Source organism: Gallintestinimicrobium propionicum, assembly GCF_025567525.1.
In the GTDB taxonomy this organism is placed as follows: Bacteria; Bacillota; Clostridia; order Lachnospirales; family Lachnospiraceae; genus Gallintestinimicrobium; species Gallintestinimicrobium propionicum.
The window spans coordinates 183,980-201,154 of the sequence record NZ_JAOQJY010000004.1 but is presented as its reverse complement, the minus strand read 5'-3'; the positions used below and the strand labels follow the sequence as shown (position 1 = coordinate 201,154).

Below are 17,175 nucleotides of genomic sequence, written 5' to 3'. Positions count from 1 at the left end.
CGCTGATTAACGAGCTGTTCGGCACGAATTATACCGGGCGGGAAGTAGTGGTATCGAATGAGAACGAGATTTTTTTTAGGAATCCGGAGGGGAAAAAGGAGAAGCGGGTTACGGATTCCAACCTGACATTGATTTCTTTAAAGGGAATTTCCAAACGGTATCATCTGGAATGCCAGAGCACAGCGGATGGGACGATGGAAATTCGGATGTGGGAATATGATGCGCAGATTGCTTTGATGAATAAGGAATACCGGGACGGCGTGCTGTATGTGAACTTTCCGGATTCTGCAGTGATCTATCTGAGGAGCAATTCGAACACGCCGGATGAGTTGAAGATTTGTATTTGCGTTGGGAAAAAGGAAATATTTTACGAAATTCCGATTTTGAAAGTAAAAAATTATACTTTGAACGAAATTTTTGAAAAACAGCTGTGGATGCTGATCCCGTTTTATATTTTTCGGTATGAAAAAGAATTTCGAAAAATTAATGGAGATGAAAAACGGCTTCGCAGTCTGCGGATGGAATATGAGAACGTAGCTGCACGGCTGGATCAGGAGTGCCAAAGCGGGCGTATGAAGCCAATTACCGGCGGCGCGTTGTGTGAACTGGCGAATACTGTAGTGGAAAAACTTGCGTCGAAATATGACAATGTGGAGAAGGAGGTTACGGAAGTTATGGGAGGAAAAGTGTTGAATTATCGGTCGAAGGAGATTTTTCGGGAAGCCATGGAGAAGGGGCTGGAAGAAGGACGTAGGAAAGGTCAAGAAGAAGGACGCGAGGAAGGACTGGAAGAGGGACGTAAAGAAGGACGCTTAGAAGGACGCTTAGAAGGACGTGAAGAGGGACGCCTGGAAGGATCTAATCAAAAAACGGTCGAGTTGGTAACTAAAAAGTATCAAAAAGGCGATTCTGTATCCAAAATAGCGGAAGACCTCCTGATGAGTGTAGAGGAAGTAGAAGAAATTCTGGGGAAAATGACAGTAAGTCAGTAATAAACAGGCTTCCAATATTTAGAAGAGTGCGTATGCCGTTCTATCATCTAAGCAGATGGCGGGGCGTCATGTTTTCTGATATTGGGGCGGCAAGGGCTGCGGGAGAGAATCAAGATTGAAAAACAATAGAATGCACGCTCTACGAGCATTCTATTGTCATGAATAAAATTTTTCAATCTCGAGATTTGTGTCTGCGTGCACTTGACACAAACTTGACATGCGCAGAAATGAGAGAAAAATATGAAAAAAGAACACTGGATTTGCGGCGGCGCAGGCTGTGAAGCGCCGCTGTTTCGAAGAAGCTTCTGGCTGGATAGGACAGAGCGCTTTCAAAGCGCCCGTCTGGAAATCTGCGGACTGGGATATTTTCTATTCTATATCAATGGAAAAAGGATCAGCGATCAGGAGCTGATGCCGGCGATGACAGATTATGCGTCGGTGCTCGGCTGTGAAACAACGTATCCGGTATGGGAGGAGCGCAGCGCACATCGATGCCGGTATTTGAGCTTTGACTTACTTCCATATTTAAAGGCAGGAGAAAACGTACTTGCAGTACGACTGGGCAATGGCTGGTATCATCAGACAGAGCGGATTGCCGAAGGAAAATTTGTTTTCGGGCTGCCGAAGCTTTGGTTTGAGCTGACGTTGACGGATGCAGACGGAAGACAGGAATGGATTGAAAGCGACCGGCAGACATTGTGGCATCCGGGCGGATTGCTGAAAAACAACCTCTTTTTGGGAGAGGTGCGGGATTTGCGGAAAGAGCCGGAAGGCTGGCAGTATCCGGGCGCTGATTTATCCGGTTGGAAGCCAGCACAGCCGGTCCATGCACCGGAAACCCTTTTAGAAGAGCAGACCTGTCCGCCGGATCGTGTGATCCGAAAGCTTTATCCGATCCTGATTGGGGAGTACGATGGCAGAAAAATGGTTCCGCTCGCATGGGCAAAAATTTATGGGGATGACAGCCTGCTTGTGCAGGGCTATGACGCGATCCTGCGCTGGTTCGATTATATGGATGCCCACAGTGAAAAGGGACTTGTGGTCCGCGAAGAAGAGGGGGGCTGGTGTCTGGGCGACTGGTGCTTCCCGGCATCAGAGGAAAAGGAGCAGCTGCCGGAGGCATTTATCAATACGTTCTACTACTTGCATGGATTGCAGGAAATGATGCAAATTTCAGAAAAAATGAATAATAAACTGCCAATTCGATTTGCGGAGCGGGAAAAGAATGTCAAAAATGCTTTTCTTGACGCTTACTTCGATCCGGAAACCGGAGATTTCTGCGAAGGAAGGGCAGCAGGCAACGCCTATGGACTGGCACTTGGGCTTGGGGATGAGCGGACGAAAAAGCATCTGGTCGAAAAATATGAAGCGCTCGGACGTTTTGATACCGGAATTTTCGGCACGTCGATGCTTTTGGAACAACTGTTTTCCATCGGTGCAGGGGATCTGGCTGTAAGGCTTCTGACCAATGACAGCGAAGCAGCGTCCTTTGCACATATGAAACGAAATGGTGCGACGACGCTCTGGGAGCGCTGGGATGGCAGAGAATCCCATAACCATCCGATGTTTGGCGCCTGTGTGCGGCTGCTGTTTACACAGATCCTTGGGATTCGGATGACGCCATCGGCGCAGCCGCCCGTTCTCAAACCTGCGCAGCCGGACGTTACCACACAGCCAGCACAGGCATTGAAGCCGCTCAACGGCGAACTGCAGCCGCCAGCCATGCCCGGGTCCGCACAGCATTTTTCTTACGAAATCCGTCTCAGCAGCCAGCGGCAGCTGACCTGGGCAAAGGGCAGTATCCAGACGCCGGATGGAATCCTTTCGGTGAGCTGGGAGCTTCTGGAAAACGGGGAAAAGCAGGTGGAGTGGAGCCTTGCGCCCGCAGGCGAGGACAAGGTGCCTACAATGTGATATGGCAGCTCGGCGTGTCGCACTACATTAAAGAAAAGGAAAAATAACATGATAGAAACAATTCTGGAGGAAATCCGTGGGCTGAATCTTCCGCTGTTCTGGCTGACAGAGTCGGAGCATGGAAAGCGCACGACATGGAGCTTTGTGCCGGACAATCCGTGCAATGACATCTATTCCGTTACGAAGGTGTTTACCGTGACGGCGCTTGGCTTTTTATACGATCAGGGACTTTGGAAGCCAGACGATAAGATCTGCGATCTGTTTCGGAAAAAGCTGCCGGAGCGCTATGATCCGCAATGGGAAGAAGTGACGCTGGATCATGTGATCCGGCACCGAATCGGCGTGACGGAGGATTTTCTGGATATCGATAATTATGATATGACGCAGTTTGGTTCGGAGGATTTTTTAAAGCTCGCGTTTGAACGTCCGGTTCCGGCGCGGCCGGGCGTGGACTATCAGTACAGCGACGGTGCATATTATCTGCTGTCCCGCGTTGTGACGGAGCTTTCCGGAGAAAAGCTGGACGACTTTCTGCGCCCGCGCCTGCTGATGCCGCTGCATGTAAGGGAGGCGGCTTTTTCAAAGTGTCCGATGGGGTATCCGATTGGAGCGACCGGCATGTATGTGCGCACAGAGGACATGGCAAAGCTTGGCGAGGTCTATCAAAACGGTGGCACATTTGAAGGAAAGCGTCTGCTTTCGAAAGAGTGGGTCGAGCTTGTTTTTGAGCGGGAATATGAGCTTGCAAAGATGGAAAACGGAGGGCACTGCAAGGGCGGTATGAACGGACAGATGCTGTATCTGTCGCCTCATGGCCGCGTGATCGCGTGGCAGAGCTATGACCCGGAGGGAAAAGGAAACACGTTGATGGAATTGATTCTGAAAAATGAGTGAGAAGTGCGCATGGCGCGCTTTGAATAACAAAATCCCCGCTGTCACAGCGATTCAGGCTGTGGCGGCGGGGATTTTTGCCGTGAGCAGCGTTCTGGCAGCTTACAGGGAATTTTTACATGTCGTATGCAGCAGCGAGTGTTACGGCTCAAGCATAAACTCTAAAAATTTCTTCGCATTTTCCGGGTGCTGGCAGTTGGCAGGGATGGTAAACCATGCATTTGCCCGATCTGTCAGCAGATATTTGGATCTGCTGACGCTGATGCCGATGGGGATTTCCCCGTCGGTATTGTCATCAGGAAGATCCTTGTATATAACCTGATCGCCGTACTGCGCCAGCTCCTCGTCGGTAAAATACTGGTGCAGGTCGCAGAACAGACCGGCTTCGAGATTGTGATCCATATAGGTATCATCTGTGATGAGGGCGTCTAAGGTCTTGCCAGATATCATCGCGATAATTTTCTGCATATTTGCATAGGAGTATTGATCGGAGTTTTCATAATCCACATACATATCCCGGTTGATTGCGGCACAGTCGCTGGAGGTATCGATGTCAGCATATTGCTCAAAATCGGCGATCATCGTGTCGGAATCGACCTCGGTATTCATGTAGCAGTTGATAAAGGCTGCTTCCATGACGGTATCCTTGCGCGTCGCAAAGGTGTAAATCAGGTTTCCCGCAAAGGCGAGAACCGCGATCACGACGATCGTTTGGATTTTATAATACTCCCAGAAATAAGCCCATTTTTCCTTGAAGGGTTTCCCTTTTAATTTTTGCTGCTGTTCCTTAACTTCGTCATGGACGGAATTGCCTGTTGCCATTGAGTGCCTCCCTGTAGTTCGGTGTTGAATCCTGTATTTTGCGGCATGCGGCAAAATCTGGTGCCGGTATCCTGTGTTCGATCGTTTCGATAGTATGGAAAGATTCATGCGCTGATATTTATCATAGTCGTTTGATTTTGGGAAGTCAATGAAAGCATTGTGATAGAAAAGTGAAAATTTTCTAAACTACCGGATAAGTCCCTGGGATACCTTGAAAAAAAGCGAATTCTGTACTATGATAGCTTTATCGGTTTGAAAAAGGGAGCACTGTCAAAAGGACAGACCTTTCAAAACCCTGAGCTTCCCGGGATGGGGAATAAATACGAAGGTGGTAAAGCAATATGAATGAAAGCTATGTAGAATGTCTGGTGGCGAAAAAACCGTCCAGTGCGATGAAAGCACTGCAGGTTTTTCTGATTGTCCTGGCGGTGATTTTTTTCCTGCTTAGCATGCTGAATGCCCTGATGTGGCTCGGAGTGGCAGCAGCCGGAATCGGAGCGTATTTTACTTCGCTCAATGCCAGCGTGGAGTTTGAATATCTGTACGTGGATAAGGAGATTTCCGTCGACAAGATTTTAAACAAAACCAAACGGAAAAAAGTCGAGAAGTTTGAAACAGAGAGTATGGAGATTTTTGCACCGATCAACTCCTGGCATCTGGACAACATGAAGAATCGTCAGCTTAAGGTGACGGACTATTCCAGCGGCGTTGCCGGACAGCCGGACAGACGCTATGTGATGATCTACAGCGGAGACCGCAAGATCATTTTTGAGCCCAGCGAGGCCATGGTAAAAGCACTTCAGTCTGTTGCGCCCAGAAAAGTATTTTTCGATTGACACAGAGTTTTAATTCTGTTACACTTGCCTCAAACGAACTGTCAGTAGTGTATTTACTGGCAGTTTTCATTGAATTGACAGTTAAAATACGCAGGAGGAGAGAAGATGGGTCAGATTATTGGCGAAGGCATTACCTTTGACGATGTGCTGTTGGTGCCGGCATACTCTCAGGTAATTCCCAATCAGGTCGACGTGACTACCTGGTTGACAAAAAAGATCAAGCTGAACATTCCGCTGATGAGTGCGGGAATGGATACCGTTACAGAACATAGAATGGCGATCGCAATGGCCAGACAGGGCGGTATCGGTATTATCCATAAGAATATGTCCATTGAGGCGCAGGCCGATGAGGTGGACAAGGTAAAACGTTCTGAGAACGGCGTCATTACAGATCCTTTTTCGTTATCCCCGGAGCATACCCTTGCAGATGCCAATGAGCTGATGGCAAAATTCCGTATTTCCGGTGTCCCGATCACAGAGGGCAAAAAGCTGGTCGGCATCATTACCAACCGCGACCTGAAATTCGAGACAGATTTTACCAAGAAGATTAAAGAATCCATGACCAGTGAAGGTCTGGTTACGGCTCCCGAAGGTATCACACTGGAAGAAGCAAAGAAGATTCTGGCAAAGGCAAGAAAAGAGAAGCTGCCGATCGTTGATAAGGACTTCAATCTGAAAGGCCTGATCACGATCAAGGATATTGAGAAGACGATCAAATATCCTCTTGCAGCAAAGGATGCACAGGGACGTCTGCTCTGCGGTGCAGGTGTTGGTATTACTGCCAATGTTCTGGATCGCGTGGCAGCTCTGGCAGAAGCCAAGGTTGACGTTATTGTTCTGGATTCCGCACATGGTCATTCTGAAAACGTACTGCGCTGCCTGCGCATGATCAAGGAAGCATATCCGGATCTGCAGGTAATTGCGGGCAACGTTGCAACCGGAGAAGCGACCAGAGCACTGATCGAAGCAGGTGCAGATGCCGTTAAGGTTGGTATCGGACCCGGTTCTATCTGTACAACCCGTGTGGTTGCAGGTATCGGTGTTCCTCAGATCACAGCTATCATGGACTGCTACGCAGTTGCAAGAGAATATGGTATCCCGATCATCGCAGACGGCGGTATCAAGTATTCCGGTGAAATCACTAAAGCAATCGCGGCAGGCGGAAGCGTCTGCATGATGGGTTCCATGTTTGCAGGCTGTGATGAGAGCCCCGGACAGTTCGAGCTGTATCAGGGACGTAAATACAAGGTTTACCGCGGCATGGGTTCCATTGCTGCGATGGAAAACGGCAGCAAGGATCGCTACTTCCAGACCGACGCCAAGAAGCTCGTTCCGGAAGGCGTAGAAGGTCGTGTTGCATACAAGGGCCTGGTAGAAGATACGGTATTCCAGCTGATGGGCGGTCTTCGTTCCGGTATGGGTTACTGCGGAACAAAAAGCATCGAAGAGCTGAAGGAAAACGGCAAATTCGTCAAGATTTCTGCAGCAGCTCTGCGTGAGAGCCATCCTCATGATATTCATATCACGAAGGAAGCTCCCAACTACAGCTCTGCGGACTGATTTTAACCGATTGGCCGCATAGCATAGAATAGGATGTCCCGTTGGCGGGTATCCTGTTTTAACACAATCAAACACAAAACGTGTGACTGGCGGATTAGTGGAGATCACCACGGGGAGCACGTTTGAAGAAACCGACCGCCTGGGTACTGACAGCAGAAGATGATGTGAGTATTCAGGCGGTTTTTTATCGTATTCATTTCAAAATGGAGGACAACATGGAGCTTTTAAATCTTTCGGAAGAACTGAAAAACAACGCCTATCCGGGACGAGGTATCGTCATCGGCAAAACCCCTGACGGAAAACAGGCGGTAACAGCGTATTTTATTATGGGCAGAAGCAGCAATTCCCGCAACCGCGTGTTCGTAGAGGAGGGCGAGGGTATCTGCACACAGGCGTTTGATCCGTCCAAGCTGGAGGATCCGAGCCTGATCATCTATGCACCGGTTCGCGTGCTGGGCAACAAGACGATCGTGACAAACGGCGACCAGACAGATACGATCTATGAGGGCATGGACAAGCAGCTGACCTTTGAGCAGAGCCTGCGCAGCCGGGAATTTGAGCCGGACGGTCCGAACTACACTCCCCGTATTTCCGGTATCCTGCATATCGAAAACGGCGGCTACAACTTTGCAATGTCCATTTTAAAGAGCGACGACGGCGATCCGTCCTCCTGCCTGCGTTACACCTTTGCTTACGAAAATCCGAAAGCGGGCGAGGGCAGATTTATCCACACCTATATGCATGACGGCAATCCGCTGCCGAGCTTTTCCGGCGAGCCGAAGAAGGTTGCGATTTCCGGAGATATCGACAGCTTTACTCAGCTGGTTTGGGAAAGTCTGAATGAAGAAAATAAGGTTTCCCTGTTTGTGCGCTACATCGACATCGAAACCGGCAAATATGAGACAAGAATTGTGAACAAAAACCACTGAAAATGGAATGGAGGAAAAAATGAACGAAATTCAGTTAAAGTACGGATGCAATCCGAATCAGAAGCCTTCCAGAATTTTCATGGAGGATGGCAGCGACCTGCCTGTTACCGTATTAAACGGCAAGCCAGGATATATCAATTTCCTGGATGCATTAAACGGATGGCAGCTTGTTTCCGAGTTGAAAAAAGCGACCGGACTTCCGGCAGCAACCTCTTTTAAGCACGTTTCCCCGGCTGGTGCGGCAGTGGGACTTCCGCTGACGGATACGCTGGCAAAAATTTACTGGGTAGACGACCTTGGAGAGCTTTCTCCGCTGGCATGTGCCTACGCAAGAGCGAGAGGTGCAGACAGAATGTCTTCCTTTGGTGACTTTATTGCACTGTCTGATGTCTGTGACGCAGACACGGCAAAGCTGATCAAGCGCGAGGTTTCCGATGGAGTGATCGCTCCCGGCTATACCGACGAAGCGCTGGAGATTTTAAGAGCAAAGAAAAAGGGCGGATACAATGTTATCCAGATCGATCCCTCCTATCGTCCTGCCGAAATCGAGAGAAAACAGGTGTTCGGCGTGACCTTTGAACAGGGACGCAACGAGTTAAACATTGATGAAGAGCTGCTGTCAAACTTTGTAACAAAGAACAAAGAAGTGCCCGAAGAGGCGCTGATCGATATGAAGATCGCGCTGATCACCCTGAAATATACCCAGTCCAATTCTGTTTGCTATGTAAAAGGCGGACAGGCGATCGGTATTGGTGCAGGTCAGCAGTCCCGTATCCACTGCACGAGACTGGCAGGACAGAAAGCGGATAACTGGTGGCTGCGTCAGTCTCCCCAGGTGCTTGGACTGCAGTTTGTAGACGGCCTTGGACGCGCAGACAGAGACAATGCCATCGATGTTTACATGGGTGATGAATACGAAGATGTGCTGGCCGAGGGCGTATGGCAGACCCGTTTCAAGGTAAAGCCTGCTGTCTTTACGAGAGAAGAAAAGCGTGCATGGTTAAACCAGCTGACCGATGTAACCCTTGGCTCTGACGCATTCTTCCCGTTTTCCGATAACATCGAACGCGCACATAAGAGCGGAGTAAAATACATTGCACAGCCCGGCGGCTCCGTCCGCGATGATGCGGTCATCGAATGCTGTGATAAGTATGACATGGCGATGGTATTTACCGGAATCAGACTGTTCCATCACTAAGCTACACAAAACGGCGCACCGGCTCGGATGAGCAATGGCTGAAACTCCAGGGGCAAAGCGGTGACATCGCAAAAAATGCAGGATATCGCCTAGTATCGGAAGGCGGTAAAGATTGAATAATAAAAACCAGATACCCGAGAGGCGAAGCCTTTCTGGCATCTGGTTTTATTATCGTATAGGAAACTTCGTTTCCATACGATAATAAATGCTTTACGAGGATGCACATTCTTTTTTATAAAAATAAAAAATATCCATCCGCCCAGGTCTTTAGGAAGTACACCTGTACGAATGGATATTTTATAAAAATCATATGGCTACAATAGCTATTTTCCGGAAAATCCTCAGATCACATCATCCGGCTGAGGATCGCATCCATATCCGCCGTCATAAGATTGTTCCGGCTTTAAGCTTAAATAATAACCGGCGTTGGTAATCTCGGTATAAGGAGTTACATACAGGCTTGCAATACCGCAGGTAACACCTGTAAGTAGATACCAGAGGATAAAGGAAAGCTGCAGCACGAAGTATTCCCACAGATGACCGCTCATCAGCTCTTTACTTTCATTGACACACTGACGGATTCCCTTATTGGGATCTTCTGCCAGAATGTAGAAGGCCTGGGAATAACGCAGTGCAGCGATGATGCCGGGGATGTAGCACAGGCAGCTCCACAGCATGATGAACAGACCCATCCAGAGGGAAAGACCAAAAATCTTGAGCAGCATGGGAAAGTATGCAAGCAGCTCGGAAATGCCGGCTTCTTCATGCTTGAAAACCTTCAGGCTGTATGCATAATAACCAAACTGAACGGTACCGATCAGTAGGCCGATAACGATCGCAACAACCAGGTAGATCAGGAAAGCGCCGATGCTGGGGGCATAGTTTAAAAATGCACTGTCTTCATACATGCCGGAGCTGATGGCTGCAGAAAAGTAGGTAGTAAAGCCGCAGATACTGGAAACAATACCAAGAATGATCTGCGCGGCGAGCTGGATCGCCCAGAAAACAAGGGTGGTGAGTACCGGATGCGGATTTGCCGCTTTCATAGCGTCCTTGGCATCCTGTTTGAGTAAGGCACGATTCATAAGGGAGTCCTCCTGCATAAAAAAGTGTAGTTATAACATTTGTACAGCAGGGTATTCCGAAACTGATAAAAATATCCCTGCAAAAGGTATTTTATCATACAACAGGGGGAAAGAACATTATTATTTTCTTAAGAACGATGTTGTATTTTAATGTTTGTTTTGATAAGATAAAACAATAATAAGGAAATGAAAGGATGGGAGATAAGGAAAATGGCTGAATTCTCGAAAGAAAATCCTGCAGCAGAAGAAGCAAAGGAGCCTGTTTCCAGAAACTTCATCGAGCAGATGATTGATAAAGATCTGGAGGAAGGCGTTTACGAAACAGTACATACCAGATTTCCGCCGGAACCCAACGGATATCTGCATATCGGACATGCCAAGAGCATTCTGTTAAATTATGGACTTGCAAAGCAGTACGGCGGTAAATTCAATCTCCGTTTTGACGATACCAACCCGACGAAGGAAAAGATCGAATTTGTAGAATCCATCAAGGCGGACGTAAAATGGCTGGGCGCAGACTGGGAGGACAGACTGTTCTTTGCATCCAACTATTTCGACCAGATGTATGAGGGCGCTGTAAAGCTGATCAAAAAAGGCAAAGCTTACGTTTCTGATCTTTCCGCGGATCAGATCCGTGAATACCGCGGTACGCTGACCGAGCCAGGCAAGATGGATCCCGGTGCAGAGAGAAGCGTAGAAGAAAACCTCACTCTGTTTGAAGAGATGAAAGCGGGCAAATATGCCGACGGCGAAAAGGTTCTGCGTGCCAGAATCGATATGGCAAGCCCAAATATGAACATGAGAGATCCGGTTATTTATCGTGTGGCGCACATGACACATCACAATACCGGAGATAAATGGTGTATCTATCCGATGTACGATTTTGCACATCCCATCGAGGATGCCATCGAGGGCATTACCCATTCCATCTGTACGCTGGAATTTGAAGATCACCGTCCGCTGTACGACTGGGTTGTGCGGGAGCTGGAATACAAACCCTATCCGCCCCGTCAGATCGAGTTTGCAAAGCTGTATCTGACCAATGTTGTTACCGGCAAACGTTATATTAAGAAGCTGGTAGAGCAGGGCATCGTAGACGGCTGGGACGATCCCCGTCTGGTTTCCATCGCAGCGCTTCGCCGCAGAGGCTTTACACCGGAATCCATCAAAATGTTCGTAGACCTGTGCGGTATTTCCAAGAGCAATTCTTCCGTAGATTATGCGATGCTGGAATATTGCATCCGGGAAGATCTGAAATTAAAACGCGCCAGAGTGATGGCAGTCGTTGACCCGGTGAAGCTTGTGATCGACAACTATCCGGAAGACCAGATCGAATATCTGGACGCTCCGAATAACCTGGAAAACGAAGCACTGGGCAGCCGTAAGGTTCCGTTTGGCAGAGAGCTCTACATCGAACGCGAAGACTTTATGGAGGAGCCTCCGAAGAAATACTTCCGTATGTTTCCCGGCAACGAGGTGCGCCTGATGAACGCGTACTTTGTAACCTGCACAGGCTGTGAAAAGGATGAAAACGGCAATGTAACCGTAATCCATGGAACCTACGATCCTGCAACCAAGTCCGGAAGCGGCTTTGAAGGACGTAAGGTAAAGGGCACCATTCACTGGGTAGCGTGCCAGACTGCAGTCAAGGCAACCGTTCGTCTGTATGAGAACATCATTGATGAAGAAAAGGGCGTTTACAATGAAGACGGCTCCCTGAACTTAAATCCCAACTCCCTGACTGTAAAGGAAGCATGGATCGAGCCTTCCTTAAAGGAAGCAAAGCCCTACGAAAGCTTCCAGTTCGTCAGACAGGGATACTTCTGCGTAGATTACAAGGATTCCAAGCCGGGCGAGCCGGTATTTAACCGGATTGTATCCTTGAAGAGCTCCTTTAAGCTTCCGAAAAAGGACTGAGCCTATGCAGGATCTGGTAATTGAGTGGAAAGAGGATGGGACCCATCTTTACGAACAGATTTATCAATATATCAGAGACGAAATCAGAAGGGGGAAGCTTCTCTGTCAGGAGAAGCTTCCCTCGACGCGTTCTCTGGCGGAATATTTGCAGGTATCCCGTAGTACGGTAGAGCTGGCGTATGACCAGCTCGTGGCGGAAGGATACCTGGAGGCGGTACCCTATAAAGGATATTTTGTCGCACGGGTGGAGGAACTGTACCAGATGGAAACCGCGCCGGACGCAGGAATAACGTCTCGCGAACAGGTTGGCAGCTTTTCACGTGCAGATGCAGGCGGCGATTGTCTTTTCCTTTCAGATGCCGCTTACGCATCCAAAGCTGCATTGGACGACTCGTCTGCGGTGCCGCCCGTTCAGATCGATTTTTCTCCAAATGCGATCGATATGCGTAATTTCCCGTTTGATTTATGGCGGAAAGTCAACAGAAACGTTCTGAATCTAAACAACCAAGACCTGTTTTTGCCGGGAGATCCGATGGGCGATCTTTCGCTGCGCCGCACGATTTCCCGATATCTGCATGCATCCCGTGGCGTGACCTGCAGACCGGAGCAGATCGTGGTTGGAGCGGGAAACGATTATCTGCTGATGCTGCTCCGTTATGTTTTCGAGGAAACAATCACAGCGGCGTTTGAAAATCCGACCTATCCGCGTGCATGGAAGATTTTTCAGCTCTTTGCGGGGGAAGTGGTTACGGTATCGTCGGATGCCAACGGAATCTGCATAGAAGAGCTGGAAAAATCGGGCGCGCAGGTGGTCTATGTGATGCCGTCGCACCAGTATCCCACCGGGCGTATGATGCCGATCGGGCGCAGGACAGAGCTTTTAAACTGGGCAGCACGGGAAAAGGAACGCTATATTATAGAAGATGATTATGACAGCGAATTCCGTTATCGTGGAAAGCCCGTGCCGTCCCTGCAGGCGAGTGATGCGGCGGGAAAGGTGATCTATATGGGAACCTTTTCCAAGTCGATTGCACCTGCAATCCGTGTCGGGTATATGGTGTTGCCGGAGGCTTTGCTGGAGCGCTACCGGCAAAAATGCGCCTGCTTTTCGTGTACGGTTTCGAGAGTCGACCAGGCGGTGCTGGAGCAATTTCTGGACAGCGGTGCGTTTGAACGGCATTTGAACCGGATGCGGAAAAGCTACAGCAGAAAACACGAAGCGCTGCTGGACGGGCTGAAACCCTTTTTGGGGCAATTTGACCTTTCGGGAGAAAATGCGGGACTGCATCTTTTGCTCACGGATCGCGTCGGACGCAGCGAAAAAGAGCTTGTCGACGCGGCACGCCGACAAGGTGTGAAAGTCTATGGTCTGTCGTCAGCGCTTGTGGGGGCAGCTGTCCCGGAGGCTGTGTGTCACGCAACCGTTTTGATCGGCTTTGGCGGCCTGACGGAGGACGAAATCCGGGATGGTCTGGAGCGGCTTGCAGCGGCGTGGCTGATCGAAAAAAGATTGTGATTTTTTAGGGATAAATATAGGATTATTGGGGTTGACGAGCCAGATGGAAAACGTTATAAATGAAGTGGTATTGATTTTTAATACCTGAGAATATAACACAACACGGAGGAATTCAGATGGGGATCATGAGTTCAGAATGGCGTGGCAGACTGCAGCATTGGATGCGCACGCTGAAGGATGATTTTTACAGACCTTTGGGGGAGATTTCCTGGGAAGCGTTCCGCACAATGGAACATTTATCTCAGGAGGAAGCGATGAATGGCCCGTTCGAGCCTGTAGAGCCCGGCTTTACCTGGGGCAAGACCTGGGAATATTGCTGGTTTAGAGGCAAAGTGGTTCTGCCTGCAGAAGCACAGGGCAAGAGAATTGTCATGGATTTAAAACCGGACGGCGAATCCACGCTGTTTGTAAACGGTCAGGAATTCGGTACCTACCGTGCTTCCTGGGTAACCCAGAAGCATCATTTCGTAGAAGATAACGTTCTGACCACTGACGCTGTGGCAGGAACAGAATATGAAATCCTGATGGAAACCTACGCAGGCCATTATTATCCGGAATCTCCGGACGGCGGCTGCGCAACCGGCCCGGTACTTCCCGGCGCATATCAGGACCCGCTGGAAGAGGGCAAGAGACGTACCCTCGGTATCTGCACCTTCGGTATCTGGAATGAAGACGCATATCAGCTGTGGATGGATGCAGACACCTTAAGACAGCTGTTGGACAAGCTCGATCCGAATTCCCTGCGGGCTGCAAAGATCGCAGAGGCGCTGGAGGCCTTTACCCTTGTGGTTGATTTTGAGCAGGATGAGGCTGGCAGAATCGCATCCTACAAGGCAGGCAGAGAAGCACTCCGCCCTGCACTGGAAGCGAAGAACGGTTCCACTATGCCTGTATTCTACGCAATCGGCAATGCCCATATCGATCTGGCATGGCTGTGGCCGATGGCAGAGACACACAGAAAGACAGAGCGTACCTTTGCAGCACAGCTGCGCCTGCTGGAAGAATATCCGGAATACAAATATATCCAGAGCCAGCCTGCCGGCTATGAGATGTGCCGTAAATACTACCCCGAGCTGTTTGAAAGAATCAAACAGGCGGTTAAGGATGGCCAGTGGATTGCAGAGGGCGCGATGTGGGTAGAACCGGATACGAATATGGCTTCCGGGGAAGCACTGATCCGTCAGCTGCTCTACGGCAAACGCTATTATCAGGAAGAGTTCGGTGTAGACAGCAAGATGCTGTGGCTGCCCGATACCTTTGGTTATACCGCTGCACTGCCTCAGATTTTGAAGAGCTGCGGCGTTGAATATCTGGTAACTCAGAAGATTTTCTGGTCTTACAATGAAGGCGAACAGTTCCCTTACCATTATTTCTACTGGGAAGGCATGGACGGCACGAAGATCAGCTCCTTCCTTCCTACCAGCTACACCTACCGCACCGACCCTACCGAGCTGATGAACGTGTGGGAGAACAGAAGCCAGAAGAGAGATCTGGATGCATTCCTCCTGCCCTTTGGTTACGGCGATGGCGGCGGCGGCCCGGCAAGAGACTATCTGGAATATGCGAAGCGTGAGGCTGACCTGGAAGGCTGCCCGAAGGTAAAACTGGAAGGCCCCATCGAGTTCTTCCAGGATATGGAAGCAGAAGGCGGACCGAAGCATACCTATACCGGAGAGCTGTATTTCAGCGCTCACCGCGGAACCTATACTTCTCAGGCAATGGTGAAGAACAACAACAGAAGATGTGAGCTTTCCATGCGTGATCTGGAATTGTGGGGCACGCTGGCAGCCCAGAAGGGACAGACATATCCTGCAGAGGCAATTGAGCGTCTGTGGAAAGAAGTCCTGCTGCATCAGTTCCACGACATCCTGCCCGGTTCTTCCATCGCAAGAGTTTATGAGGACGCGGAAAAAGCATTCCATGCAATTCTGGAAGAAAGCCATGAGCTGACTGCAAAGGCAGTTGCAGGTCTGGTAGAAGCCGGAAATGGCGTGACTGTCGGCAACTCCCTGGGATTTGCATATGACACACTGGTTGAGCTGCCGGAAAGCTTTGCGGCAGGTGCACAGACCAGAGAAGGCAAGGCTGTTCCCACCGAAAAGATCGGTGACAAGGTATATGGTCTTACAGAAGTTCCTGCTTATGGTATGGTTTCCCTGGTTCCTGCAGAAACCCAGACCAAGGCAGCAGACAGCGTTTCCCTGACTCAGGACGGCGATAGCTTCATTCTGGAAAACAATCAGGTGAAGGCTGTCGTAGACGGCAAGGGTGAGGTGGTATCCTTTGTTCTGAAGACAAGCGGCAGAGAGTTCGCAGCTGAGCCGATGAACCGTTTCCACTTATATAAAGATGTTCCGCGTCTGTTCGATGCATGGGATATCGATTCCAACTACATCGATCAGGAAATCACCGCTGCAGAGGATGTAACGGTAACCGTTGAAAGCACAGGCAGCCTGCGCAGTGTCCTGAAGGTAACTGGCCGCATCAGCAATTCGCCCTTCGTTCAGTACATCCGTCTGGATGCAGACAGCACAAGACTGGAATTCGAAACTGCCATCGACTGGAAAGAGCTGCATCGCCTGTTAAAGGTTGGCTTCCCTGTCAACGTATTTGCAGAGAACGGGATCAACGAAATGCAGTTCGGTTATGTAGAGCGGCCTACCAGACGCTCCAGAGCATATGAAAAAGACCGTTTTGAGGTTTGCAACCATCGTTACAGCGCTCTGTGCGATCAGGCTCACGGTGCCGCAGTGCTCAATGACTGCAAGTATGGTATCAGCATGAACGGCAATGCACTTGAGCTGACCCTGTTGCGTGCAGCAGCTGCTCCTGAGATGCATGCAGACAACAGAGAACATCACTTTACCTACGGCTTTACTGCATGGGAAGGCAGCTTTGCAGACAGCGACGTAGTTCGTCAGGGCTATGAGATGAACGTAAAGCCTGTTATTACAGCTGGTGTTGTGGATACCTTCAGCGCCTTCGGTGTAGAGAAAGACAACGTTATTCTCGAATCCGTGAAGCTGGCTGAGGACGGCAGCGGCGACCTGATCCTGCGTCTGTATGAAGCGAAGAAGGCAGCAGTCAATACGAAAGTATTCACTGCACTCAACGTTGCACAGGCATGGACCTGCGATATGCTGGAAAAGAAAGAAGCAGAGGTTGCTGTGGAAGATAACACCGTATCCCTTGATTTCAGGGCATTCGAAATCAAGACCCTGCGCCTGAAGCTGGCATAAAATCCTCCATTCCGCAGGCGCTTTGCGCCGAAGGAATCGCGAGGCGAACGTCCAGTTCGGCTCTGCGATCATAGCTACTTTGTGACGCCTGCGGCACAAATAGCTGTGTGAAAAATAAGCGATCACGCTTATTTTTCACACTAAGACTCATCTGAAAACATAACCCCCCGGCAGAAGCCTGATGAAAAGTTTCTGTCGGGGTTTTTGCGCGAAAAAGGTGTAGCTGCCCAACATGCTGCAACATGCTGCAACGACAGTGATAATCGCAGGGAAAAC

General features: G+C 49.6%; 12 protein-coding genes and 1 riboswitch. Of the genes, 10 read left to right on the top strand and 2 right to left on the bottom strand.

Features of this window, described 5'->3' with window-relative positions:
• From OCV62_RS04900 to OCV62_RS04890, 3 genes are all read left to right on the top strand, one after another.
• Nucleotides 1-992, top strand: a 992-nt coding sequence (locus OCV62_RS04900; protein ID WP_262585421.1) for an RpnC/YadD family protein, incomplete at its 5' end; no start/stop codon positions are given.
• A gap of 240 nt (nucleotides 993-1,232) precedes the next feature.
• A complete protein-coding gene (locus tag OCV62_RS04895) occupies nucleotides 1,233-2,906 on the top strand; it encodes an alpha-L-rhamnosidase-related protein (RefSeq protein WP_262585420.1) in 1,674 nt (557 codons plus the stop codon).
• Between the two features lie 48 nt (nucleotides 2,907-2,954).
• Entirely contained in the window at nucleotides 2,955-3,800 is an 846-nt protein-coding gene (locus OCV62_RS04890) for a serine hydrolase domain-containing protein (protein ID WP_262585419.1), read from the top strand.
• 138 nt (nucleotides 3,801-3,938) lie between these two features.
• On the opposite strand, the gene OCV62_RS04885 is transcribed toward OCV62_RS04890, so the two are convergent.
• Nucleotides 3,939-4,619 (bottom strand): extracellular solute-binding protein, encoded by a 681-nt coding sequence (locus tag OCV62_RS04885; RefSeq protein ID WP_262585418.1) that lies wholly within the window; start codon nucleotides 4,617-4,619, stop codon nucleotides 3,939-3,941.
• A 341-nt stretch (nucleotides 4,620-4,960) separates the two neighbouring features.
• Between OCV62_RS04885 and OCV62_RS04880 the strand changes: the two genes are divergently transcribed.
• The 4 genes from OCV62_RS04880 to OCV62_RS04865 all read left to right on the top strand — a co-directional run bounded on the left by OCV62_RS04880 (nucleotide 4,961) and on the right by OCV62_RS04865 (nucleotide 9,142).
• Nucleotides 4,961-5,455 (top strand): DUF6106 family protein, encoded by a 495-nt coding sequence (locus OCV62_RS04880; protein WP_021914306.1) that lies wholly within the window; start codon nucleotides 4,961-4,963, stop codon nucleotides 5,453-5,455.
• Between the two features lie 105 nt (nucleotides 5,456-5,560).
• On the top strand, nucleotides 5,561-7,015 hold the full coding sequence (guaB, locus tag OCV62_RS04875; RefSeq protein WP_262585417.1) for an IMP dehydrogenase: 1,455 nt from the start codon (nucleotides 5,561-5,563) through the stop codon (nucleotides 7,013-7,015).
• A 72-nt stretch (nucleotides 7,016-7,087) separates the two neighbouring features.
• Nucleotides 7,088-7,167, top strand: a riboswitch (ZMP/ZTP riboswitch).
• Between the two features lie 63 nt (nucleotides 7,168-7,230).
• Nucleotides 7,231-7,944, top strand: a complete 714-nt coding sequence (locus OCV62_RS04870) for an IMP cyclohydrolase (protein WP_262585426.1) — start codon at nucleotides 7,231-7,233, stop codon at nucleotides 7,942-7,944.
• 19 nt (nucleotides 7,945-7,963) lie between these two features.
• Nucleotides 7,964-9,142, top strand: coding sequence for a phosphoribosylaminoimidazolecarboxamide formyltransferase (locus OCV62_RS04865; protein WP_262585416.1), 1,179 nt, complete (start codon nucleotides 7,964-7,966; stop codon nucleotides 9,140-9,142).
• Nucleotides 9,143-9,483: 341 nt separating this feature from the next.
• Here OCV62_RS04865 and OCV62_RS04860 read toward each other — a convergent pair whose 3' ends face one another.
• Complete coding sequence (locus OCV62_RS04860; protein ID WP_262585415.1) at nucleotides 9,484-10,227, bottom strand: DUF975 family protein; 744 nt, start codon at nucleotides 10,225-10,227, stop codon at nucleotides 9,484-9,486.
• Nucleotides 10,228-10,437: 210 nt separating this feature from the next.
• On the opposite strand from OCV62_RS04860, the gene OCV62_RS04855 reads away from it, so the two are divergent.
• From OCV62_RS04855 to OCV62_RS04845, 3 genes are all read left to right on the top strand, one after another.
• Complete coding sequence (locus tag OCV62_RS04855) at nucleotides 10,438-12,144, top strand: glutamine--tRNA ligase/YqeY domain fusion protein (protein ID WP_262585414.1); 1,707 nt, start codon at nucleotides 10,438-10,440, stop codon at nucleotides 12,142-12,144.
• Nucleotides 12,145-12,148: 4 nt separating this feature from the next.
• On the top strand, nucleotides 12,149-13,660 hold the full coding sequence (pdxR, locus tag OCV62_RS04850) for a MocR-like pyridoxine biosynthesis transcription factor PdxR (protein ID WP_262585413.1): 1,512 nt from the start codon (nucleotides 12,149-12,151) through the stop codon (nucleotides 13,658-13,660).
• Nucleotides 13,661-13,776: 116 nt separating this feature from the next.
• Nucleotides 13,777-16,899, top strand: coding sequence for an alpha-mannosidase (locus OCV62_RS04845; RefSeq protein WP_262585412.1), 3,123 nt, complete (start codon nucleotides 13,777-13,779; stop codon nucleotides 16,897-16,899).
• Nucleotides 16,900-17,175: the final 276 nt, after the last annotated feature.

Bases quoted from the DNA above. Each gene is read 5' to 3' on its own strand.
- OCV62_RS04890 (WP_262585419.1), top strand. From the start codon at position 2,955: ATGATAGAAACAATTCTGGAGGAAATCCGTGGGCTGAATCTTCCGCTG.
- pdxR (WP_262585413.1), top strand. From the start codon at position 12,149: ATGCAGGATCTGGTAATTGAGTGGAAAGAGGATGGGACCCATCTTTAC.
- OCV62_RS04860 (WP_262585415.1), bottom strand. From the start codon at position 10,227: ATGAATCGTGCCTTACTCAAACAGGATGCCAAGGACGCTATGAAAGCG.
- OCV62_RS04880 (WP_021914306.1), top strand. From the start codon at position 4,961: ATGAATGAAAGCTATGTAGAATGTCTGGTGGCGAAAAAACCGTCCAGT.
- OCV62_RS04870 (WP_262585426.1), top strand. From the start codon at position 7,231: ATGGAGCTTTTAAATCTTTCGGAAGAACTGAAAAACAACGCCTATCCG.
- OCV62_RS04845 (WP_262585412.1), top strand. From the start codon at position 13,777: ATGGGGATCATGAGTTCAGAATGGCGTGGCAGACTGCAGCATTGGATG.
- OCV62_RS04895 (WP_262585420.1), top strand. From the start codon at position 1,233: ATGAAAAAAGAACACTGGATTTGCGGCGGCGCAGGCTGTGAAGCGCCG.
- OCV62_RS04885 (WP_262585418.1), bottom strand. From the start codon at position 4,619: ATGGCAACAGGCAATTCCGTCCATGACGAAGTTAAGGAACAGCAGCAA.
- OCV62_RS04865 (WP_262585416.1), top strand. From the start codon at position 7,964: ATGAACGAAATTCAGTTAAAGTACGGATGCAATCCGAATCAGAAGCCT.
- guaB (WP_262585417.1), top strand. From the start codon at position 5,561: ATGGGTCAGATTATTGGCGAAGGCATTACCTTTGACGATGTGCTGTTG.
- OCV62_RS04855 (WP_262585414.1), top strand. From the start codon at position 10,438: ATGGCTGAATTCTCGAAAGAAAATCCTGCAGCAGAAGAAGCAAAGGAG.